At 49.1% G+C, this 21,755-nt stretch carries 19 protein-coding genes; 4 read left to right on the top strand and 15 right to left on the bottom strand.

Features of this window, described 5'->3' with window-relative positions:
• Positions 1 to 54 precede the first annotated feature (54 nt).
• The 14 genes from J2Y43_RS30400 to J2Y43_RS30335 all read right to left on the bottom strand — a co-directional run bounded on the left by J2Y43_RS30400 (position 55) and on the right by J2Y43_RS30335 (position 16,212).
• Entirely contained in the window at positions 55 to 1,428 is a 1,374-nt protein-coding gene (locus J2Y43_RS30400; RefSeq protein WP_309991624.1) for a proprotein convertase P-domain-containing protein, read from the bottom strand.
• Between the two features lie 215 nt (positions 1,429 to 1,643).
• Positions 1,644 to 4,253 carry a zinc-dependent metalloprotease gene (locus tag J2Y43_RS30395; protein WP_309991621.1) on the bottom strand — a complete coding sequence of 870 codons (2,610 nt, stop codon included), beginning with the start codon at positions 4,251 to 4,253 and terminating at the stop codon, positions 1,644 to 1,646.
• Between the two features lie 79 nt (positions 4,254 to 4,332).
• Positions 4,333 to 4,974 (bottom strand): LuxR C-terminal-related transcriptional regulator, encoded by a 642-nt coding sequence (locus J2Y43_RS30390; RefSeq protein ID WP_309991618.1) that lies wholly within the window; start codon positions 4,972 to 4,974, stop codon positions 4,333 to 4,335.
• A gap of 118 nt (positions 4,975 to 5,092) precedes the next feature.
• Entirely contained in the window at positions 5,093 to 7,750 is a 2,658-nt protein-coding gene (locus J2Y43_RS30385) for a T9SS type A sorting domain-containing protein (RefSeq protein WP_309991615.1), read from the bottom strand.
• Positions 7,751 to 8,537: 787 nt separating this feature from the next.
• Entirely contained in the window at positions 8,538 to 10,181 is a 1,644-nt protein-coding gene (locus J2Y43_RS30380; protein WP_309991612.1) for a helix-turn-helix domain-containing protein, read from the bottom strand.
• Between the two features lie 59 nt (positions 10,182 to 10,240).
• The gene (locus tag J2Y43_RS30375; protein WP_309991610.1) at positions 10,241 to 10,795 is read right to left on the bottom strand and encodes a hypothetical protein; all 555 of its coding nucleotides are present in this window, start codon (positions 10,793 to 10,795) and stop codon (positions 10,241 to 10,243) included.
• A gap of 159 nt (positions 10,796 to 10,954) precedes the next feature.
• Positions 10,955 to 11,518, bottom strand: coding sequence for a dihydrofolate reductase family protein (locus tag J2Y43_RS30370; protein ID WP_309991607.1), 564 nt, complete (start codon positions 11,516 to 11,518; stop codon positions 10,955 to 10,957).
• 111 nt (positions 11,519 to 11,629) lie between these two features.
• Positions 11,630 to 12,547: a helix-turn-helix transcriptional regulator gene (locus J2Y43_RS30365; RefSeq protein WP_309991604.1), complete on the bottom strand. Its 918-nt coding sequence runs from the start codon at positions 12,545 to 12,547 to the stop codon at positions 11,630 to 11,632.
• Positions 12,548 to 12,599: 52 nt separating this feature from the next.
• Positions 12,600 to 13,601: an aldo/keto reductase gene (locus J2Y43_RS30360; protein ID WP_309991601.1), complete on the bottom strand. Its 1,002-nt coding sequence runs from the start codon at positions 13,599 to 13,601 to the stop codon at positions 12,600 to 12,602.
• A 134-nt stretch (positions 13,602 to 13,735) separates the two neighbouring features.
• Positions 13,736 to 13,963 carry a hypothetical protein gene (locus tag J2Y43_RS30355; protein ID WP_309991596.1) on the bottom strand — a complete coding sequence of 76 codons (228 nt, stop codon included), beginning with the start codon at positions 13,961 to 13,963 and terminating at the stop codon, positions 13,736 to 13,738.
• Between the two features lie 160 nt (positions 13,964 to 14,123).
• Positions 14,124 to 14,810 carry a phosphoribosyltransferase family protein gene (locus tag J2Y43_RS30350; RefSeq protein ID WP_309991594.1) on the bottom strand — a complete coding sequence of 229 codons (687 nt, stop codon included), beginning with the start codon at positions 14,808 to 14,810 and terminating at the stop codon, positions 14,124 to 14,126.
• Positions 14,811 to 14,880: 70 nt separating this feature from the next.
• A complete protein-coding gene (locus J2Y43_RS30345) occupies positions 14,881 to 15,210 on the bottom strand; it encodes a multidrug efflux SMR transporter (protein WP_309991591.1) in 330 nt (109 codons plus the stop codon).
• A gap of 74 nt (positions 15,211 to 15,284) precedes the next feature.
• On the bottom strand, positions 15,285 to 15,848 hold the full coding sequence (locus J2Y43_RS30340) for a Crp/Fnr family transcriptional regulator (protein WP_309991590.1): 564 nt from the start codon (positions 15,846 to 15,848) through the stop codon (positions 15,285 to 15,287).
• Positions 15,849 to 15,852: 4 nt separating this feature from the next.
• Positions 15,853 to 16,212, bottom strand: coding sequence for a DUF4180 domain-containing protein (locus J2Y43_RS30335; protein ID WP_309991586.1), 360 nt, complete (start codon positions 16,210 to 16,212; stop codon positions 15,853 to 15,855).
• A 443-nt stretch (positions 16,213 to 16,655) separates the two neighbouring features.
• Here J2Y43_RS30335 and J2Y43_RS30330 point away from each other — a divergent pair, with 443 nt between their 5' ends.
• The 3 genes from J2Y43_RS30330 (at position 16,656) to J2Y43_RS30320 (ending at position 19,831) form a co-directional block, all read left to right on the top strand.
• Complete coding sequence (locus tag J2Y43_RS30330) at positions 16,656 to 18,269, top strand: ATP-binding protein (RefSeq protein ID WP_309991582.1); 1,614 nt, start codon at positions 16,656 to 16,658, stop codon at positions 18,267 to 18,269.
• Positions 18,262 to 18,675, top strand: a complete 414-nt coding sequence (locus J2Y43_RS30325; RefSeq protein WP_309991579.1) for a response regulator — start codon at positions 18,262 to 18,264, stop codon at positions 18,673 to 18,675. The genes J2Y43_RS30330 and J2Y43_RS30325 overlap by 8 nt, the downstream gene beginning before the upstream one ends.
• A 175-nt stretch (positions 18,676 to 18,850) precedes the next feature.
• Positions 18,851 to 19,831 carry a glycosyltransferase gene (locus J2Y43_RS30320; protein WP_310226718.1) on the top strand — a complete coding sequence of 327 codons (981 nt, stop codon included), beginning with the start codon at positions 18,851 to 18,853 and terminating at the stop codon, positions 19,829 to 19,831.
• A gap of 26 nt (positions 19,832 to 19,857) precedes the next feature.
• Here the strand turns inward: J2Y43_RS30320 and J2Y43_RS30315 are convergent, their stop codons facing one another.
• A complete protein-coding gene (locus J2Y43_RS30315) occupies positions 19,858 to 20,757 on the bottom strand; it encodes a DMT family transporter (protein WP_309991574.1) in 900 nt (299 codons plus the stop codon).
• 392 nt (positions 20,758 to 21,149) lie between these two features.
• Between J2Y43_RS30315 and J2Y43_RS30310 the strand changes: the two genes are divergently transcribed.
• Entirely contained in the window at positions 21,150 to 21,713 is a 564-nt protein-coding gene (locus tag J2Y43_RS30310; protein ID WP_309991571.1) for a hypothetical protein, read from the top strand.
• The last annotated feature ends 42 nt before the right edge of the window (positions 21,714 to 21,755 follow it).

The raw sequence follows: 21,755 nt of genomic DNA, 5'->3' as shown, positions 1-21,755 counted from the left end.
TCAGATAGATAATCTCGCTGCGACTTTAAATGAATAGATAGCCGGTACCACGGTCTAGGGTACCTGCTTACGCAAGGTTATTGGAAAACTCAAGAGGTTGTTAGCCTTGTTTTTTTCGGCTACTTTGTTCAGCGGATCCAGCTCGACCTCTACCAGGTAATCACCATTTCTGGTTCCTTTTGGTATGGTCAAAAACTGTCCCTCGTACATCATACCATAAGTATCATACGCCCCCACGGATATGCCTTGTTTGCTGGAATGGCAGGAACTGTATGCCCCCAAACCATAATTGGCCAGATTGCCCGCCCCGTAATTGATGTTCTCAAACCGGCAAATATTATCGTTGTCATTGCAGATGCCCGAGTCAAACAAGCAGTAGCTTATTTTTGAAGATTGCGCAATAACCTCTTTGTGTTTTACCCTGCCTTTCCTTCCCCTTTTAACTTTTACCAGACGAAATTCCACCCAGTCATCAACATGATAATGGTTATGCCCTGGTTTGTCATCGTAGTAGTTTGAGTTTGTTGGGACATCCGTATAACTCAGCTTCTTGTTTTCAGAGAGTGAATAAATCCGCTGATACAGAATTTGCCTCGCTTTTTTTCCATCCGGGCAAACGGTGGTACTATCCACAATAGTGTCGGCACACCGCCATTCATGTAGCCCGAAAACCTCCATGGGGCCGTCTCCTAAATTCGCAATCGATATGGCCAGCTTCAGCTGACCGGGGTAATTCTGATCGTCCTGTGGATACTCCTTGATTTGGTTGTCCGTAAAAAACGGTAAGGTTACAAGGTCTGGCAACAAAGCAGTGCCTTTTTCCGGCATCCTGCAAAGTTCAGGTGATTCGAAAGAGCAACCGCCCAAGCCCGAGTTGGGGTTGGGATTGGCCGAAAATTCAAGATTAAAATAATTGAGAACACCTTTTTTGCCGGCGGCCAGGTCCTGAACAAGCAGATACCATATACCATTGGGATTCTGACTATTGTTCAAAAAGGACATGCGGCCATCTGGAATAAACTCGCCTGCAAAAGGCGCCTTACCGCTATGAATGTAACCATTGAACCCATTGCTCCTGAAGCAAGTATTCATATAGTTCTGCCCGGTCTCTGATCCATTCCTGTTTGTAAGCCAAATCGAAGTACCGTCCGGACTTAGCAGTTCGATCTTTAAGTCAGAGGTTCTCAAATGATCGATATTCAGGCAGACCTTTGCCAGGCCGAAAGAGGAATCTATTTTTAGCGGGAGACCACTTACGGTTATAGGGATCGAGTCAATTCTAAATACTCCTTCAAAGTCTCTTATTTTGGCTCCCGGAGTATTGAAATACTGCGCATGAAGTAAATTTTGATTTGATAAAAAAGATAAGAAGAAGAGCAATAAAGAAAATCTACTAAATGCTTGTAGCTGAGTAAATCGATAAGTCATATTTTAATTTTTATATCTTCTCAATGCGACAACAACTGTCGGTTAGCATCCTCAACCTTTCTTCCTTTAACCGCTGACTGTCATGATTGTCACTTACCTGGCCTCCACAAAAGCTCCAAAAGTCAATGTCCGAAGAAAACCGCTGGCAATGCCAGCGGTCTTAGTAAATTGTCCTCAACGTTATCTATAGACAATTCCGGAATATCAGGCTTCCCTTACAGTTTAAAGAACCTCAAGGGTCTCGGGTTGCTGCCGGTACTTGTCGTAACCGTGTAGAGCCCAGGGGCAAGCTTACTGATATCTATTTCGCACCGGGAGCCGGTTATGGTCCCCACGGAGGTTAATGCAATATTTCCGTTCGAATCGAATAGGGTGAAGACCGGTGTCGATTTCTGGAAGAAGTTGGTGTTAATGCTGATCTTGTCCCCGGCAGGATTAGGGTAAATCGCCGCCACTTCCCCGCTTTTGCCGGTGATCAGCAACGCCTGAATTTTAGAGTATGCATAGGTGCCGTCATGATCAATCTGTTTCAGACGGAAATAATATCTGCCGGCTACAAGACCATCGATTGAATACTGATAGTTGTTAATGGTATTGCCGCCGTTTTCGCCCACGAAGCCTACTTTCACGAAATCGCCGGGGTTATAGCCCATTTCAATCTCGAAGCCCGCATTATTGACTTCGTCGGTTGTCTTCCAGGAAAGCAATGCCGTGCCGGACTCTTTTGCTGATACGTCGAAAGAGATCAGCCTGACAGGCATCGACGATTTTTCGATGGTGAAATTTTGGTTTGATATATCGAAGAAAATGTTCGGCGAATTGCCGTCGGCAGTACTGGTGCTGGCAGCGACCTTTATTCTGGCCTCCGTGGTGCTGGTATCGGGCAAGGTGATGGCCGCAGACCCTGAGTTGGGCACACCGCTTGCAAGAACCAGTGGGAACGTGTTTCCGCCATCCAGAGAGACCGAAATGTCAACCAGCGTACAATTGACAGGCGCCGCTGTGGTACCGTTCACACTCCACTCGACAGTCAGCGCATTATTGCCCTTTTTTGTCCCCGAAGGATCATTGGTAACCAGGAAAGGCCCAGAATTGCCGTCGATATCTACCGTTACCTTTTCCGACACTACGCCGCCCAGGTTATCGCGTACGGTCAGTGTGTGGGTTGTTGCAATGCCAATCGAAGGAAGTTTATCGCCTTTCGCATAATTTGACCCATCCAGCACCGCTGAAAGTCTGGGGTAATATCTTTTACCCGGCATGCTGCTCGCATTGGATTCCACCGGCGGGTAAGACCTGAAAAACGGTGGTTTGGTATCATCCGAAATGGTCGATGCGGTCAGCATTGCCTTGTCTGACTCGCTGCTGACGTTTGTACCTTCCCACGAGTAGCTGAGCACATTTGCCGCATCACTGTCTGTGGCGAGCGCTTCCAGTACAAAAGGAGTGGATTTAGGGATTACGTACGCCGTTTGCATGGCTGTAATTACAGGCACGGCATTACCGGTAGCGGTTTCGGCAAAGCAATCGAGTGTGGCGATGTACGTGTTGGCCTGGTCGAGACTCACCGCGTGAAAGTTCAGAAACGGGGCATATGGAGCCTCATAGTCATCATTCCCTACCAATCCCGAACCGGGGTCGCTGTTGCTGCACGTGTACCCATAGCTCATGATCGTGGTTCCTGCGCCGGGCTCAACGGACGTTCCGAATGAGCGGGTCGTACATACGGGCACGTTGCTGTTATATGAATGCGACATACCGAACTGGTGCCCCACCTCATGGGCAACAAGCTGAAAATCAAAAACCTCCGCGTAGGAGCCGTCCCCTACCCCTGATACTCCCTGAGCTTTCTCAGAAGAAACGCAAACCGAAGGACTGGCGGCAAGTCCGCCGCCGGAGCTACCTGCATACCCCAGTACATGGCCTATGTCATAGCCGGTATTGCCGAGCGCTGCATCCAGGTTTTGCTGATTTTGCGTAAGCATCGCGTCCTGGTCGTCGTTGTTATAGGGATCAGTAGCGGCGTCGGTATAAACCAGCGTTTCATCGCTTACGAGCACAAGGGCCACGCTCAGCTCTTTCTGATAAACGGCGTTCAGGTTGTTTACGTAGTTTGTCAATGCATTGAACCCCGAAATTTGCGTCCCACCTTTATGTGCCGTAAACTCGGCGGTCGCAGCCATCGCCAGTTTGAATGTTCTTAATGTGCCTCCGGTAGCCAGGGCGGCATTTGCGCGCTGACTCGCTCCATTTTGGCCGGATGTCTGAGGAAGCTTCACATCCAGCGCACCGCAGCGGTTGTTTGCATTTTTCAATTTGCCGGTCTCCGGGCTTACAGCATCCCTCGCGAAATAGCTTTGGTACAAACTGTCGGATGAATTCTTATCAAACTTCTCAAAATAGACCGCATCGTTTTCAACCCCTAAAACAATCGCACTGAACCCGCTGGAAGTGAAATTGATCCGAAGCGAATAATTCGGATGCTGCTTTCCCTTACCCGAATAGGTTTTGATTTCAGGGTGCTTTTTTGCGACTGCCGGCGCCAGGATCGAAGACTCGAATAGCTCAAAAACCTCCACAGTACCATTGGGCAAGGGTACCTCCAACGGGATACCACCTGCCAGCTTTCTGGGAAATTCAGGCTGCGCCGGGGCCAGGTACTTTTTCAGGCCCGCGCTGTGTATGCGGTGCACCGAAAATTGAGATACGGTCGCCATCTCACGTGCCCGCGCGGCGGCGCTGATTTTTGTCTCAACAAAGAAACCCTTCTGTGCGAAGGCAAGCTGGGAAAGAAAAGCAAGTAAAACTGTAAAATGAATCTTCATAGCGTATAACGGTGAATTGATATGATGGCTTTATGATCGGTAACATAGACTGAGCCGCGAACAAATAGTTGTTTCCTCATCATGCGTAGCTACGCTTCTGATCGAAATTCAGCACTTTGCCGAGCATCATCACGTTTTTCGTGTTGGTCTTCCGGAGTATGTTCTTTTTTATTGTGCTTATCGTGGAAGCTTTTCGATTGGAATCCCGGGCTATCTGGCTAATTGACAATCCTTCTAAGAGCCGAAAAGCAATATCCAATTCATTTCTGGTCAGCTCGACGGCCTCCCGGTCGGCTCTGCCTGCCAAACCCAACAACCAATCCACACCGTCCGGGCATATGTAAGTTTTCCCCGACGATAGCCTGTTTAAACACTGTTCAAATACTTCCAAAAAATCCAGCGAGGTTACATAACCGTCAAAACCCTTACTCAGGTAAGCACGTAAGTTCAGGAACGGGTGTTTGCTGGATACGTTTTCCCACACAAGTATGCGCGACTTGGAATACCGGTTGGAGGCTGCCCGAAGCTGCGCAAGGTTTTCATGTATGGTGTCAAGTTGGGAGAGACATAGAATGACTATATCGGCCGGTAACGTTTCTCCCAGTGTCTCGTGATGAAATTCAGATAAACTGGTAATTTCTGCATTCTCGATTTTTTCGCTTACTATTTTGGCAAGTCCCCATCGTTCCAGGGCAGCCTTACCAATAATATCAATTTTCATCGGGCTATGAATTAATCAAATTGCGCGGTTAATGAGTCGAACAAAAGGATCCCGTACCGATCCGTACGGGTTATCCTTTTTAGGCCGTTCTGAACGGGCCGGCGAAGAAAGGCGCTGCTTACCTGGAAATCAGAATTTTTTCGGCAACGCTCTCTCCACCTTCATAGTGTGCTTTTAGTATGTATATTCCATTAGCCAATGACGCCACATCGATCCCTTTTTCCGGGAGAAGGGTCAGCTCCTTCACCAATTGACCTGCGCTGGTATAAATCCGGATTCTGCTGATGGCTTCGGGCCTATCGACCGCTATATGCAGCCGGTCGGAGACTGGGTTGGGATAGACCGAGATTTTCATTTCGGTCTTGAACTCCAAAGCAAGGATTTTGCTAAAAGCAAACGACCCGTCAAAGTCGACCATCCGGAGCCGGTAGTAATTGGTACCGTCGGAAACCTCCTGATGCAGGAAATCGTATTTTCTTAGTACTTCACTTGTTCCATGCGATTTTACAGTCCCCACAACCCGCCAATCCTTGCCGGTAACGCTATGTTGTATTTCAAAGAAATCACTGTTGGATTCGAAAGTAGTCTCCCACCTCAGTAGCGCCTGACGAGCATCGTTCCTTGCCGCGTTGAAGCCGACCAACGTCACTGGCATAGGATCCCCCAGGTTTATTGTGTAAGCAACCGAAGGGCTTTGCACACCAGCGCGATCAACAAATGCATATTCAAATGTCATAGCCGTGTAGGTACCGCTCGTCAGCTGAATTTTCAGAAGTGAAGGATCATAATTTCCGATCAGGTATCGTCCGCCAGACAGCACGACAGGCTCATTTCCATAGAAAAGCACCCCATTATCAGGTAAGGCAGTGATTACAACGCTACGACCTTGAAGAGAACCTGTCACAGGTTGGTCTTCGGGATCACTTCCTCTTAGCGGTCCGGGCGAGGAATTATTTCCAGGTGTACCCGTGCCGGTTCCGTTTAGAACAACGCTATCTCCCGGTTTGGGTCTTGCTCCGTTAATCGTATAAGTCTGCTCTTGTGCTAGTGGCGGGTGCTGAACCCCGAAGTTAACGTTCGTAATGGCAAGAGGGCTACCCGAACTTATGTTGACGGAGACGCTTCCATCAATGCTGCCATCCGGTGTGATGCCATCGACCGTAACAGGTCCCGTACCTTCCCCGGTATTTTGCCAGCCAGCCGGCAATTGAGCGCTCGTGCTACCGGCGGGAGTCGTGTTTAACACAAGTTGATAGTTTCCATCGGCAAGGTCGGTGAAGGTATAGGTTCCGTCAGACTTTACCGCTGTCGTCGCAACAATTACGTTGTCTTTTATGAGACTTACATACAAACTTCCGCCGGCATTGGTACCTGAACCATTAACGAACCCGCCATCGGCATCATTCGAAATCCGCCCGCTGATAGAGTAGTTGGCCACTTTAAAGGGAATGGATGCGAAACTCTCTCTACCGCACGCATCGGTAACAACGCATGTCAGAACGCAATCCGTACTTCCCTCCGCAGGCGTGAACGTCGTGGCCGCACTGTTGGGATCTGCAAAAACACCGCCACAGCTGGAAGACCATTTGTATTGCAAAGCCGAACCGGCCGGTGAAGAAGCTGCCACATGAACGGAATAGGCATTCCCGTTTTTCTGTATCCCGCTGCTTTGTAAAACCGGTGTCTTTTCAAGGGCCGCTAACAAGCTGAAATTAAAAAATGCCCTCTGTGCTGCGATCGAAGCAGTACTTTTGCCGCTGATATCATGCCCTCCCTCATACATCACGTATCCCAGATTGCTATCGCCATATGCATGACCAAAGGCTATGATGGCCGCCTGCCCGGGAGAAATTCCATTGAGCACCTGCTTTTGATCCGGCGCGTAGGCAATCAGCTGCGTAGTCGACCGCCAGCTACCGCCGGCCACCGGCAGATAGGTTTGTTCCGAGCCACCTGTATGCGCATCGTCGGTGATACCCATGTATTGGGCTGCAGGGCTGCCGAAATGCTGGTGAACAAATGGCGTCCGCGGGTCATCATGATCTCCATAGGGGATCAATGCATTGCCAGCTGCCCCGACGTTATTGGCAAGAAAATTAAGTTGTTGGGATGTATTTGACGGATTAAACAGGTTTTCCATAATACTCACACTTCTGCAACCTGCCCATACCGATCCATGATTGTTCTTTACCCAGTCATAGAGATTACCGTGGGTACTCCATGCGGGGTCAGAATGGGGCATGACAAAAATGTCGTCGCAAGCCCCGAGGGCCGCCGGAAGCTTATGGTTGTAAGCGGTAGAAGGAAGCCCGGCTTCCGAAAAAAACTTCTCGGCAATGCCATCGTTCTCCGCATTCAGGGTCCATACAGGGGCCGAACTCAAGGTATAAGTCACGTCGGCGGCAAAAGATGCACCCGCAGTGGTCCCTGTCACGCCATATGAAGTAATCCTGCTTTGAATAGCCGGGGTCACATATTGGCCGGGGATGATAAAAGTGCCTCCTTTATAGTCAACTCCGTTGTAGGTGAAATCAATCCCGTCTTTTCCTTTTGCCTGATTTATAACCCATTTGACAGGAATTTTGTGGGTCTTTAGTAATTCATATATCAAACCATACGGTTTTAATCCGTTATTCACTGTCTGGGGGACTATTCCCATATTAATTATGTAAGAACCCGACGGAAACGTTTCAACAGCGGCACTCGATTTTAGTGCACAAAGGAGCAGTGTGCAGAAAAGAAGCCTTCTCTGGACAAATTTGTACAGATGTTTCATAGACGATTTGTTTTTGAATATTTAGTATGAGAGGGTTAATAGAAATCTCAAACGATTGGCTATATACGTACCCATTAAGCATACCGATTTTAAGTTCCGATACGCCATCATTTAGTTGACATATAAACCAGGTGTTTCTGAATAGGTAGGTTTTATAGTGAAATATTTTTACGCTGCCACCAGTCTGCCTTGGCAACGCACGTATAGTTGGCGTTACATGACATTTTAAATCACAGACATTATTGACGTCGCGGTATGGCAGATATGCTGCCTGCTATAACGCGGGTAAGCTTTTGGTCGACGGGGGCATTGCTTTTTACATTCGACGGTGGTTTGTGTTTGTTATCAGGAACTGTGTAACATGTAGCCATTTTTCTATCCTTGCAAGTTCGTTGCCAACGGTAACAGCACGATAGCTGTTCGAAAAAGTATTTGTAAATCGACGACGACATCAATAAACTGCTGCATGTCTACCGAGACAAAGGTAAAGCGCCCTCTTCCTGAATTTCAACCGGTACTGCACCAAAATTCCTGAATTTCGACACAAATTCTTTCTTTTATTGCACAATTCATAGACTGAAATATAACTATACAAAGCTAAGAGACCATTGAACGCAAGTGTTCAAAAGTGCCTAAAATCGACGCTCCAAATACTTTGTAGAACAAATATGGACCCTACGAGGCCATACTATTATAGTAGCTTTAAATAGTTGATTAAATACGTCATAAGCTAGTTTGACGTATCATACGCTATCGGAAACGGGATACATAGAGGTGATTTGTGTACCTAATCCAACTCGCCGGCAAGATGCTTAATAAAAACAGAAGGCGATATCCCGGTGTGCGCTTTGAACACTGCTGCAAACTGGCTATGGGAAGAAAAGCCCGAAGCGGTGGCCAAAAAACTGATCTTTTGTTGCCGCCATGTTGGGTCCTTCTGTAACATTTTCATGACAAAATCAACGCGAAGGCTATTTATATAACTATTAAAATCTGTCTTTCTGTGCATTTTAATTAAATACGACAGATACTTTGTGTTTGTGTCCAACTGTATAGCCAAAGAAGCAAGAGAAAAGCCCCCCTCTAGAAAAACATCTGATTTTTCGAATTCACCTAATTTTTCCAACAGATTGTGTTCTGTCTCTATCGGCATCATTCGCCTGGTAGTATTTTCCTCGCCAACGTTCATCAATTCCCCTTCAATAGCGTCGTCCATCGATATCTCATCCGATTCTTCGTTGATCGCGGACACGATGCCGGTATGCTCCATTGAGGTCCCGGTTTGCCCCTTATTCAGATTGTCAAGCACATTCCGCACGTGAGCCAGCTCACGTTTTTGCTGTTTTCTGTACTCGACAAAAAAGACGCCGCCTGAAAAGATCAGTGTAATCGCGGCAAGGATAGTCGCGTTTTTCTGGCTATCCTGCGTCTCCACTTTCACCGTTTCCTTATCCAGTTGGGCATACATCTTGTTCAGCACCTGCGCCCGTTTGTTCAGTATCGTATCTACCACCGAATTGCTCTTTTCTTGTGCCTTACTGAGCTTTTTCGAATCCTTTACCAGGGCATAATACCTTTTGGAGAGGTCGTACGTAACATCCTTCAATTGCAGATATTGTGATTCGTCGGCAAGGCGTTCGGCTTTGTCCAGATAAATCTTGGCCTCCGGCAGGCGACCTGTTTCCATCAGCGTTTCGGCCATTCCTTTGTAGATCAGCCCGATCGCATAATGAGGTGGCTGCGTGGTACTTAGTTTGAGTGCTCTGTGATAATGTACAAGTGCGGTATCGTAACGGGTCAGCAGCCGGTAATTATCTCCTAAAAGCCGCTCATTGTTCATAATATTGAATTCGCGGTTCTTGGTGATTTTGTCCATGCTTTTGCCAGCTTCCTTGAAATGCCGGATGGCCTGCTCGTAGTGTTCCTCGTCCATACTCGCGAAACCCAGCTCCTGAAGAAGCAGTCCCCGCGTGCTGTTGGCCTGTTCTGCATCTTCTATTTTGGGAACGATTGCCAGCGCCTTTTGGGAATAGCTTCTGGATTTTCCGGACAGTTCCATCATCCGGTAGAGGCCGGCCAGGTACGCATTGGCTCTTGCCTGCCAGGTATAATTGGTATTTTCCACGGCGAGCTGGTCTATTTTCAGGGCATATTCCACCGACTTTTCCAGTTCTTCCTTTTGCTGATGAAGCCTTGCTATGAGCATCAGGGTTCGCATGCGATGCACCGGCACAGAGGTAGACTGGTACAACGAGTCAGCCGACGCCAGGACCGTATTTAGATCTTGGCTGGCTGCCTGCTTCCATATGCGGTCGTACGCCTGGTCAAAAGCCGGCTCCTGGGCATAGGCAAAAGAGCCCGTAGCCAGCACCAACAAAATCAATGGATTGAACCTGCGCCCTTTGGTCCTGGTAATCGTGTGCTTGACCATACTATTTAAGATATATTCAGAGGGTATATTTGCAAAATGGCAGGCATCGAATCTGCCTCTTAGCTAGCCACCAGGTGGCTTTTCCGTAGTTTCTCGATCGTACGCAGCAGTCTTGGACGGATGTACCGCTGTAACAGAACAGGATAAAGATTCAGGAACACATTAAATACAACCAGCCATAGAGCAGCCTTGGCCGAGTAGGCTACAATAACGTAGCCGGTGACGATTAAAACAACGGCACCTGCCACCAAATGCCCGGCTTCCGCCACCCTGCTTGCCCGTTCATAGGCCTCAAAATCACGAAGGCTCTTTCTAATGGGAGTCGACTTCTGCCTTAACTTCTCCCATCCACTTTTAGTCAGAATAGCCCGGTACCACTCCACACCCAACCTACGGTACAATTTCCCGTCCTTTTCAAAAGGAAAAGCGTTGAAATAGGGTGAATCGAGCGCCGGTTTGAGCTGAGTTTCAAGTACCGAAACCCAGAACATCTGCGCAAAATTGAATCCGAAGCTGAACGCCGCCGACGTTACATCCATATAACGAAGCATCAGGACGGTAGTCACGAGCGCCAAACCAACGACGAGCAGAATTTTAACCCATTTAATAAGCATAGAAGAGCGATCTGTCTTTTTTCGCTCTAAACTATCAAAAATTTTGCGTTGCGTCTGAAGTATTTTGTGGCACGATTCAGTGAAAGGCTTACATCCTTATGAAAATCGCGTTTATCACTTACAATGGGCAGGTGAAGTATTCGGCAGCAGAAGGCCTTTTCAATTACCGATCTGCTTTTCCGCCGGTTCATAATAATGTATAATGGCGCCGGAATGGAAGGCTTTTGTTTTGATCAATTTCAAAAGTTTCCTGTCGCGGATGTCTTCAAACAACTTCAAGCCCTCTCCTGCGATAACGGGGTGGATCATCAGCTGAAATTCATCGATCAAATCCAATCGCAGCAGGTCGATAATCAGGCTCCGGCTTCCTACGAGAATGCGCTTGTCCGGCTGCTGTGCGAGTGCGAGAGCCTCTTCTTCCAGGCTCCGCTTGGCCAGCGTTGCACTTTTCCAGTCGACATCGCGCAACGTGCGTGAAAAAACGATCTTCGGGATACGATCCATCGCCACCGCAAACTCATCCATGGATTGATTGCCCGTCGGCTTTTCGAGGATAGTCTTCCAAAACTCCATCAGCTGGTAGGTTATCCGCCCATACAGAATGACGTCGGCCTCGCGCAGCAGCTGATCATAATGGTGATGGACCTCATCATCTGGTGTCACCTTCGTATGGTCACAAACGCCATCCAGTGTCATATTGATCCCGGCTATTATTTTTCCCATTTTATCGGATGTCTAATGATCAGTTTTTAAACTAATGCAAAATAGACAGATGCAGCACAACATCGCGTAGCTATTCGGGACAAATAGAGGGGGAATTACGGACAGCCTCTTTTATCTAGCCAACGACCTCCGGTAATTCAAAGGCGTCATACTTGTTTTGCTTTTGAACAGCCGGCTAAACGACTGCGGGAATTCAAAACCGAGCTGGAACCCGATTTCACCGACGGTCAAATTGGTTTGCGCCAGGAGCTCTTTGGCCTTATCAATCACAAAGCGGTGAATGTGCTGCTGCGCATTCTGGCCCGTGAGGTTTTTAAGAAGATCACTGAGGTAGTTATCTGAAAAGTTCAGCTCACGTGCCAGGTACGACACAGTGGGCAGCCCTTCCAAAACCGGCCGGTCGGTTTGAAAATAATCGGATACCAGCTTTTCGAAGCGAACCAGCACATCGCTGCTGACCGGTTTCCGGGTAATGAACTGACGGCCGTAAAATCGGTGTGCGTAGCTGAGCAGCAGTTCGAGATGAGCGACGATCACGTCTTCGGAATACGCATCGATCCGTGCACTGATTTCATCGCGAAGCATTTTCACCAAAGAAATAATCAGCCCCTCTTCCTGCTCCGAAAGGTGCAACGCTTCATTAACGGAGTAGTCGAAAAAACCATAATCCTTAATCCGTTGGCCAAGCGGATGACGACGTATGAAATCGGGATGGAATACAACACACCAGCCAACGGGCTTGTGATCCTCCGTGATGTTGCCCGTCACCTGCCCGGGCCCGGTGCAAAACATAATGCCCTCGTCGAAATCATAGAACCCCTGCCCATAACGCACTTTGCCGGCGACATTCCGTTTAAGCGAAACACAGTACATATTCGTAACCAGCGTTTTTATACGCGTATCGGCGTTCGCGTGATCCATTTCATCGAAACTGAAAACACTTACCAACGGATGCACCGGCTTGGGTAATGCAAGTATCCGGTGCTGCTCAGAAATGGAATGAACAATATGAGGGGGCTGTATTTTCATAAGCTAAATATAAAAACATACAGGCAGAACATGTGCCCTGCCTGTATCATGGTTACCGGTCGATCGCCTGCATTCCGGCCTTGTCGTACCGGTCGCCCGTTTCGGTCCCGAGGGGGATCACGGCTTCCAGTCTTGCCAGATCGTCCTCGCTTAGCCGGATATCCGTTGCAGCGATATTCTCTTCGAGGTATTTGCGCCGCTTGGTCCCCGGAATCGGCACCACGCCCTTGGCGATCACCCAGGCGAGAGCCAGCTGCGACGACGTCACCTGCTTTTCGGCCGCTATCGCCTGAATTTCAGCCAACAAGTCCAGGTTTTTATAAAACTGCTCTCCCTGAAACCGCGGTATCGAACGGCGGAAATCATCTTCGGCCAGGTCATCCGGGCTTTTCAGCTCACCACTGATGAACCCCCGGCCTAGTGGAGAGTAAGCCACAAAGCCAATGCCGGATTCTTCAAGCGCCTGCAAAATGCCGGCTTCTTCCGCATTCCTTTCAAAAAGCGAGTACTCTGTCTGCACGGCGGTAATCGGATGGATTGCGTGCGCCCTGCGGATGGTCTCAGCCGATACTTCCGACAATCCGATGTAACGCACCTTACCCTCTTTCACCAGTTCCGACATCGCCCCCAAAGTCTCCTCAATCGGCGTGTTGGGGTCCAGCCGGTGCAGGTAATACAGGTCAATGTAGTCGGTCCCGAGGTTACGCAACGACCTTTCGGCCGCCTTTTTGACGTACTCCTTGTCTGCCCGGAACTTCCAGGTTATTTGACCATTATCATCGATTTCCCAACCGAATTTCGTAGCAAGAAGATAGTCATGCCGGCGGTCTTTCGTCGCTTTTGCCACCAGTTGCTCATTAACCAGCGGCCCGTACAGATCGGCCGTATCCAAGAAATTCCCACCCAATTCCAACGAACGATGGATAGTCGCAATGGCTTCCGCCTCATCGGCCTTTCCGTAAATATCCATATGGGCCATGCCGGTCATGCCCATGCAGCCCAGCCCCACCTGGGGCACCACGAGTCCCTGGCTGCCTAATTTTACAAGTTTCATACTTTGGTATTTTGCGTTTGTTTTTAATCCACGCAAAACTAGGCAGCCTCTTTCCAGCAGGATTAACCGTTTCCGGGGGATTTGTATCCGAAACCCGGTCAGAGCATTTGCAGCGAGCGTCGATTGTAGCCATGTCAGAACTTCAACGCATAGCTATCCAGAATCCATTTCAGAACTTTATCCCGCTCTTTCTCAGTATCAAACCGCCACCGGTCTATCACCGACAGCTCCCCTAATCCGGCATTATGCAGTCCTCGCTCGAAGACGATCTCATAATGGATTCCGTTTTCGATTTTAATACTATCGATATTATCCAGATTGATGGCGCGCGGCTGTTTTTCGTTGCGGATGAAAGTAGGCATGGTCAGGCTGATTGGTGTAGCAATTGTTTTCCCCAACATACCGCAATCCAACCCTGCATCCAAGTATTTCTAAGCAAAGGAAATTTATCCGGGATGAGCCGTTCAAATCCGGGATGGTCACAGAACTTCACATCTGGATGCAGCCCGGCTCTAGTGAAGGTCAGGAATGCAAACTACGCACATGCTCCCAGCCCGAGCGCAGGTAAGCGCCCTTGCGGACGATGGCTAGCAGCTCATCATCGGTAAGGTCCCGGAAGGAGGCATACACCTGCCCTACTGCGTAAAACCATTCGGGCATAACGAGTATTTCCATGGCATCGGCGTCATCGAGGAGCGCATCGTAGTTGTTGCCAGCCACCGGCACGGCCACGATCACGCGGTCGGCGCCCCGACTGCGGCAGAGGCGTATTACGGGTACCAGCGTTACGCCCGTCGCAATGCCGTCGTCGACGATGATCACGGTACGCCCCCGCAAATCCGGAAGCGGTTTGCCATGTTTATAGACTCCGATCCGGCGGTTCACCTCGTCCGTCTGCTCGTCGATGATCTCTCCGATAGTCTCCGGTTCCAACGACCGCCTGAACCGGGGAGCGATGTACACCGACAGATCTTCCGCAATAGCCCCGAAACCAACTTCCGGGCAGCCGGGAACCGGCAACTTGCGCGAAATGACCATATTCAGGTCAGTTTCAAGGCACTGCGCGACGTAATAGGCTACCTCCACGCCGCCACGGGCAATGCCCATCACGAGTGGGTCCGAGCCCTTGTAGCGTGCGCTCAGGAAATGTCCTAGTTGGAGTCCCGCATCTTTGCGGTCGGCAAAAACGATATCGTTGCTTCGGTTCATAGGTTTCACGTCTGTACAAAAAAATCCACAGAACCGGGTTGGTAAAAAGTGATGCCGGAACCGCGAGCGATTAATGCTGCGAAACCATTTTCAGTCCCGCAATGGAGAGGATCAACGTGCTGATGAAGAATATCCGCCAAAAACTGACGGGGTCTTTAAAAATCAGTATCCCTACCAGCACCGTTCCCACCGCTCCTATACCCGTCCACACAGCATAAGCCGTGCCAATAGGGAGCGTTTGCGTCGCTTTCAGAAGCAATGCCATGCTGACAACCAGGGAAATGATAAATCCCGTGAACCATAAATACATTTCGTTTCCACTTGTTTCACGAACTTTTCCTAAACAAGAGGCGAATCCGACTTCAAAAAGGCCGGCGACAATCAAAATAATCCAGTTCATAACACTTTGTTTTTGCATACAAAGGTCGGGCGCCGGATCGGTAAAAAATTTTACAAATGATAAAAAGAGAGTCGCTACCTGATCTCCGCGCGAATGCGGCTCAGGCTCACCTGCGTGATCCCAAGATAGGAAGCAATATGGCACAATGGCACACGATGAAGCAGGTCGGGGGTGCCGGACATCAGGTCGAGGTAGCGTTGCTGGGCGGTTTTGAACTGCATGGAAATAAGCCGCTCTTCGGTCTTAATCAGCTCCTGGCCGATCAGTTTGCGTCCCCAGTTGGCAATATGAATATCGCTTGCAAAAAGTGATTCCAGATCCTGCGCCTTCATTTGGTACAAATCGCACGCTTCCAGGGTTTCGACATGCTCATAACCCGGTTGGCCGGAGACGTAGCTTTTCATGGAAATCACCACATCCCCCTCCTTTCCGAACCAGAACGTAACATCGCCGCGATCAGCGTCGGAGTAGGCACGCACGATGCCGCTACGGATGAAATAGAGCGTTTTTTCCACCTTGCCCGAGCGAATCAGTACATGTCCCTTCGGGTACTTCACCTCCGAAACACGCGCTATCAAAGCCTCCTTCGAACCAGGCGGCAGTGGGTGAAAACGTTCGAGGATTTCATCTATTTCCATCGCATCATGTTGACAATCTTTCAAGAGCTTCCTCCACCGAAGGTACAAAATTAACCTGCCTGCCTTTGTTGCTTTCGAAGATGAAATCGCGCAGGCTTTTGCTTTCATAATGTGCAAAATCGCCCACAATGGCCAGACGGACGCGGTAGGTAGTAAATTTCTGCAAAATTTCGCCCGCAATACCTGTTTTCAGGTCGAAGAATTCGGGGGCGATATTTTGTTCGTGCAAGATCATCTCGCCGTAACCCTGGTAATACAAATCGACCATTAATTGCAGGCCTTCGTCGGGGGTATGGATCAAAATCTGATCGGATGTTACTTCCGCAATCGCGGTTTCGTTGTGTTGATGGATCTGAATGTTCATGGCAAAAATACGCCACGTGGTATGTTTAACGCGGCCTGCTAAATTAGTCAAAAAGTCCTCAGCCGGGCACTTACAGAGTTTGAACTTTTTCTACATTTCAAATTATTTATTCTAACCGCGTTTTTGACTTTCAAGAATAAAAGATACAACCAATCACGACCGGCTGACTGACCGACTCGACGCTTTATCAGGCGGCAGTTGCCTTTAATTAGGATACAATCAGGCATTAATTCATGCTCAATGCCAGACCGATCGTCAGTTAAAAAGCCCCCTACACGCTTTCCTGGTTGCGATCTACGCATGTCATTAAAACTATTATTACAAATCAAATCGAATAGTATTTTTACGGCATAGGGCAGGCTAGTTTCTAAAACGAATTCGCGGTTGTTTGGCATGAGTTTTATCATTAATATTCGAATACGCCTCCTGTTAATTAAGCATCCATGACCCCGGAAACTGCGCAACATCATGCCATTTCAGACGACCGTATAACACTTTGCCGTACGGGCTCAGCCCCCTTAAAAGCAAGCCAAGACGGGTTACCGGAGCAGATAGCAGAATTCTTTCGGGGGATTTTCAGCCAATCGGAATGGCCTGCCCGCTGGTATTGCGGCTCGTGGTCGGATTTCCATGGCTGGCTGTACATTGTTTCCGACATTCTCATCTGGGCCGCTTACTTCCTGATACCCGTTTTCCTGATCCGGTTCGTTCGCAGCAGAAAAGACTTTCCATTCCCTAAAACGATCTGGCTCTTCATCGCATTCATCGCTTTCTGCGGCGCTACGCATTTGATCGACGCATTGATCTTCTGGATTCCGGTGTACCGATTCAGTGCGCTCGTCAGATTTGCCACGGCGATCATCTCGATGACGACGGTTTATTACCTGTTCAAAATCTTCCCAAATGTGCTCTTGCTCCGGTCTGTTTCCGATCTGCAACGGGAAATCGACGAACGCACATCCGTAGAAGAGAAACTGGCGGAAAGCGAGTTCCTGCTCAGCGCTGCAAGCAATGTAGGCAAACTCGGCGGCTGGGAATACGACCCTGCTACCGGCCAGTTCCGCTGGACCGCCACTTGCGGCAACATCCTGGAAACCAACGAAGAGCATATCCAGAACGAAACCGACCTGCTCCGCTTCTTCCCCGAACCTTACCAGTTGATTGTCCGCGCAGCGCTGCGGGAGTCCATTGCCACCGGCAGCTCCTGGGATCATGAACTCCAGATCACCACCGCCACGGGCGCACGCAAATGGGTGCGTTTTTCGGCCACGCCCTCGCTGAATGCCAGCGGCCAGGTGAACACGATCAGAGGCATTATCATGGATATCGACCGGTACAAGACACTGGAACTGAAACTGGTCAAATCGATCGATCAGATGGCTCAGAAGAATAGCCAACTACAAAGCTTCACCCATATCCTTTCTCACAACCTGCGCAACCATTCGAGCAACATCGCCCTGCTTGCGGATTTTGTGGATGAATCGACCCTTACCAAGGACAATGAAGAGCTTTTTCAGAAAATCAAAACGGTGTCCAGGCATTTGAACGGCACGCTCGACGACCTTTCACAGGTTATCAAGATCCGCGACAATCACCTGGAAGGTGAAAAGCTGAATATCAGGGAAGTGACGGATCAGGTTCTCGGTGTGCTCGACGAAAGCTTGCATACCAGCTTAGCGGAAATCGGGATGGATTTTATGGAAGAACAGATCGTATTCCCGCGCATTTACCTGGAAAGCATTCTGATGAACCTGATTTCCAATGGTATCAAATACAAAAAAGACAATCAGCACCCGGTGATTCAGCTTCGGTTCTATCGTAACGAAAAAGGTCTTAAAGTACTGGAATACAGCGATCAGGGCAAAGGGATCGATCTTTCGCTTCACGCCGACAAAATCTTCGGTTTATATAAAACTTTCCATAAACACGAAGATGCTCACGGAGTTGGCTTATTTTTGATAAAAAATCAGATAGAAGCCCAGGGCGGGAACATTCAGGTATTCAGTAAGGTCGACGCGGGTATTACATTCAAAATTACTTTTAACGAAAATGCTTGAAATACTCTGCGTAGTGGACGATGATAAAATCTTCACTTACCTCCTCAAACGCATTATTGAAAAAGCCAAAATAGCCCGGGAAATCATCTTTTTTGAAAATGGCCGGGAGGCGATGGACTATCTCAACAGCCACAAAGAGGACGCGCTGAAACTTCCCCAACTGATATTGCTCGACATTAATATGCCTATCCTGGACGGCTGGCAATTCCTGAACGAATACGGAAAACTGAAACCGGACGTCCCCCGACCCATTTCGATTTGCATGATGAGTTCTTCCTCGGAAGTGGAGGATTATGACCGGGCCATGGGTTCGGGCCATGTGATGGATTACCTCCAGAAGCCCGTCCAGATTCCGCCGCTGAAAGAGGTTACCGAGCGTGTACTGTCATTTCTCGGCCCGAATTAGCGGCAAACCCCCTATTTTTGCTTTGTAACCAAATTCTGAATCTACCCTGCCATTCCGTATCCTGATAGCGCCGCTGGACTGGGGACTGGGACATGCTACACGCTGTATCCCCGTCATCCGGTACCTTATTGCGAAAGAATGCGAGGTAACCATTGCGGCTTCCGGTGCAACCGCGGTGCTGTTAAAAAAGAACTTTCCCGATGTGCCGCAGCTTATGCTTCCCGGTTACGGCATTACGTATAGCAGCAGCGGCGGCACTTTTATATTGAAAATATTATCTCAAATCCCGAAAATTCTGGGAGCAATCCGCAGGGAACGAAAATGGCTGCACGACACTCAAGCCACACACCGGTTTGACCTCGTGATTTCCGACAATCGATATGGATTGAAAATCGAAGGTTTAAAATCAGTGATCCTGACCCATCAGTTACAGATCATGACGGGTTTCGGCGCGGTAGCAGATTCGCTTATGCGCCGGATGCATTACCGGATGCTGGAGAAATTCGATGAATGCTGGGTGGTTGATGCGCGGGAAAATGGCGGGCTGGCCGGTGCATTGTCGCACCCGCGGCAACTTCCCGCGAATTCGCATTACATTGGGCTACTCTCTCAACTGCTCGCCCCGGTCGCTTCTGAAAAGAGTCATAACAACAGCATCCTCATTTTGCTTTCCGGCCCGGAGCCCATGCGAGGCATTTTGGAAGAAATAATGCTTCAACAGGCCGCATTAGCCACAAATTACCATTTCCATATCATCGCCGGCAATCCTTCCGGTCGAGCGCATACGCATTTGCCCGGACATATCACCTACACCACCTATGCGAGCGCGCATGAGCTTGCGGACGCGCTCGCACACGCACGGCTCGTCATTTGCAGAAGCGGTTATTCGACGCTGATGGACCTCGCAATGTTCGAAAAAAAGGCATTACTCATTCCCACACCCGGGCAGTCGGAGCAGGAATACCTGGCTGCGCATTTGCAAACCCGGGAAATCGCTTTGAGCAGGCAGCAGGGAGAAATTAACCTGAGCAAAGACATTCCCGAAGCATTGGGCTATAAGGGATTTACACGCACCCTCGCGGGAACATCAGGCCTCATGGAAGGCGTAATTGAAAATGCATTACAACAGTTGAAAAGCGCCGCGGGGCGGCATTGAACACACGCTCCGCGGCGCTTTTTTTTTCAATGGCTCTCCGCCACCACCGGGCTCGCATTCCGGTGGGCACGCATCACTTGCAGCATTTGCAGCACTACCGATAATATGATCAGCCCCAGACCGAGGTAAAACGACCAGAGGAGCTCCTTGTTTTCATGATAGATCAGAATGGCCAGGATAATCGTGTAAACCGGTTCCAGATTCAGGCTGAGATTGACCGTGAAGGCTGAAATGCGGCGCAGGACCTGCGTTTGCAGCATATAAAGAACTACGGTACAGAAAAACGCCAGCAGCAACAGGTAGGCCAGATCCGCCCATGACGGTACGAGCGTCGTGACAGGGAAAAAGTAGAAGTACAGCGGCATGAGCGGGGTTAATGCGATAGCTCCGCCGATCAGGGCGTACACGGTGGCCGTTTCACTTTTGAAGGAATGCGCCAGCCGCTCATTGTTGATGGTGAAAAGCGACCCGAGCCCCGACGACACCACGCCCAGCGCGATACCGAGGCGGTACCGCGAGTCGAAACTGAAAATCAACGCGATACCCATCAATGTGAGCAGGCTCAGCAGCAATTCGGAAAGTACGAAACGCCGTCGGTTGATCAACGGCGAGAAAATGGCCGTAAAGAAGCCGACCAGCGAGAAGCAGACCACCCCTACCGAAATGTTGGAATACTTAATGCTTCCATAAAAGAAAATCCAGTGCAGGCCGAGCAAGAGCCCGGTCAGTGAAGTGCGGATAAAATCGCCGAAAGATATGCGTTCGAGCTTTTGAGTGGCCGCCAGGATTAGCAGCATCAGAATGCCTGCAAGCCAGATCCGGTACCACGACAGCAGTCCTTCATTGACCGTGATAAGTTTTCCGAAAATTCCGGTAAACCCGGCGAGAATAATCGCTATATGTAGCTTGATGAAAGCTTGTTTCATTGGAGTATTTGTTCAAAAAAGGTATTAAAAATGATTATCGGCGCGGTGAGTACAGCGCGAACGGGTTAAGCACACCCCTCGGAAGGGCTCAGGCTCAACAACCTTTATGAACAATGGTAACAGGGAATAACAATATCTCCTCCCGAAGAAACGGGAAGTACCAAAATAGATTCCGGTCATTAAGCCGTTCAGGCTACCGGAGGAGGCGAAATGCAGAAAAGAAGTCTGTTCTCGGACATAAGAATGGTAATTGTCCTGCAAAAATAGGCGGTTCCGCCGGAAGATCAATCCAAAGTTTCTTTTTTCCGGTTTCAGACTCGAAAATATTGTACGATATTTTCATTTTTTTGACTTTATTTACCTTTGCATCCAAAAAACCGCTGGAAAGAAATTTGGGCCGATTTTTATCACTACTGCTTTTTGCATTACTACTCTATAACATGATGGGCTATTCGGTGCTTTATCTGTGTGAGGATCAGTATGTGCCAACAGCGGCTGGCCGTGAGCACATCGAACGCACCGCCTACTCGCGCGATATCGTCGTGAAAGTACCGGTTTCCCTGCCTTACCAAACCGACTGGTCGGTTCCGGAACCTTCCGAAGGTAAGATCCGGCATGAAGGCGAGTATTATCAGATCAGGACCAAACAGCTTCTGAACGACACTTTGTACGTCTATTGCGAGTACGACCAGAATGCCCGCGATCGGTACATGGAGCTCGTGGACCATATTCAGAATGAAACCGTCAGCACGGCACCGGGAAACACTATGCCCAAAAGCCACGCGAAGCTGCTCAAATCTTTTTTGAAAGAGTTCATGACCTCTCCGAAGAAGCATGTCTTCTTTGTCATGGAATGGATCGAAACAACACCATCAGCAACAGACCAATATTCCTGTCCGGTTTTCGAAACCTGTCATGCCGTCCTCACACCGCCGCCTGACCGCCTGCTTACCTAAGCATCTTTTTTAAAAGCCCCGTAACCCTGCAAATCCGGCAGG

It is taken from the genome of Dyadobacter sp. BE31 (assembly GCF_031457695.1).
GTDB lineage: Bacteria > Bacteroidota > Bacteroidia > Cytophagales > Spirosomataceae > Dyadobacter.
Note: the sequence above shows the minus strand (reverse complement) of the source record. Positions and strands in the feature narration are given on the sequence as shown.

Excerpts from the sequence above, each read along its gene's own strand:
- J2Y43_RS30395 (WP_309991621.1), bottom strand. The coding sequence starts at position 4,253 with ATGAAGATTCATTTTACAGTTTTACTTGCTTTTCTTTCCCAGCTTGCC.
- J2Y43_RS30340 (WP_309991590.1), bottom strand. The coding sequence starts at position 15,848 with ATGGAAATAGATGAAATCCTCGAACGTTTTCACCCACTGCCGCCTGGT.
- J2Y43_RS30345 (WP_309991591.1), bottom strand. The coding sequence starts at position 15,210 with ATGAACTGGATTATTTTGATTGTCGCCGGCCTTTTTGAAGTCGGATTC.
- J2Y43_RS30385 (WP_309991615.1), bottom strand. The coding sequence starts at position 7,750 with ATGAAACATCTGTACAAATTTGTCCAGAGAAGGCTTCTTTTCTGCACA.
- J2Y43_RS30400 (WP_309991624.1), bottom strand. The coding sequence starts at position 1,428 with ATGACTTATCGATTTACTCAGCTACAAGCATTTAGTAGATTTTCTTTA.
- J2Y43_RS30365 (WP_309991604.1), bottom strand. The coding sequence starts at position 12,547 with ATGAAAATACAGCCCCCTCATATTGTTCATTCCATTTCTGAGCAGCAC.
- J2Y43_RS30350 (WP_309991594.1), bottom strand. The coding sequence starts at position 14,810 with ATGAACCGAAGCAACGATATCGTTTTTGCCGACCGCAAAGATGCGGGA.
- J2Y43_RS30325 (WP_309991579.1), top strand. The coding sequence starts at position 18,262 with ATGCTTGAAATACTCTGCGTAGTGGACGATGATAAAATCTTCACTTAC.
- J2Y43_RS30360 (WP_309991601.1), bottom strand. The coding sequence starts at position 13,601 with ATGAAACTTGTAAAATTAGGCAGCCAGGGACTCGTGGTGCCCCAGGTG.
- J2Y43_RS30315 (WP_309991574.1), bottom strand. The coding sequence starts at position 20,757 with ATGAAACAAGCTTTCATCAAGCTACATATAGCGATTATTCTCGCCGGG.
- J2Y43_RS30375 (WP_309991610.1), bottom strand. The coding sequence starts at position 10,795 with ATGCTTATTAAATGGGTTAAAATTCTGCTCGTCGTTGGTTTGGCGCTC.
- J2Y43_RS30390 (WP_309991618.1), bottom strand. The coding sequence starts at position 4,974 with ATGAAAATTGATATTATTGGTAAGGCTGCCCTGGAACGATGGGGACTT.
- J2Y43_RS30370 (WP_309991607.1), bottom strand. The coding sequence starts at position 11,518 with ATGGGAAAAATAATAGCCGGGATCAATATGACACTGGATGGCGTTTGT.
- J2Y43_RS30355 (WP_309991596.1), bottom strand. The coding sequence starts at position 13,963 with ATGCCTACTTTCATCCGCAACGAAAAACAGCCGCGCGCCATCAATCTG.
- J2Y43_RS30335 (WP_309991586.1), bottom strand. The coding sequence starts at position 16,212 with ATGAACATTCAGATCCATCAACACAACGAAACCGCGATTGCGGAAGTA.
- J2Y43_RS30380 (WP_309991612.1), bottom strand. The coding sequence starts at position 10,181 with ATGGTCAAGCACACGATTACCAGGACCAAAGGGCGCAGGTTCAATCCA.
- J2Y43_RS30330 (WP_309991582.1), top strand. The coding sequence starts at position 16,656 with ATGACCCCGGAAACTGCGCAACATCATGCCATTTCAGACGACCGTATA.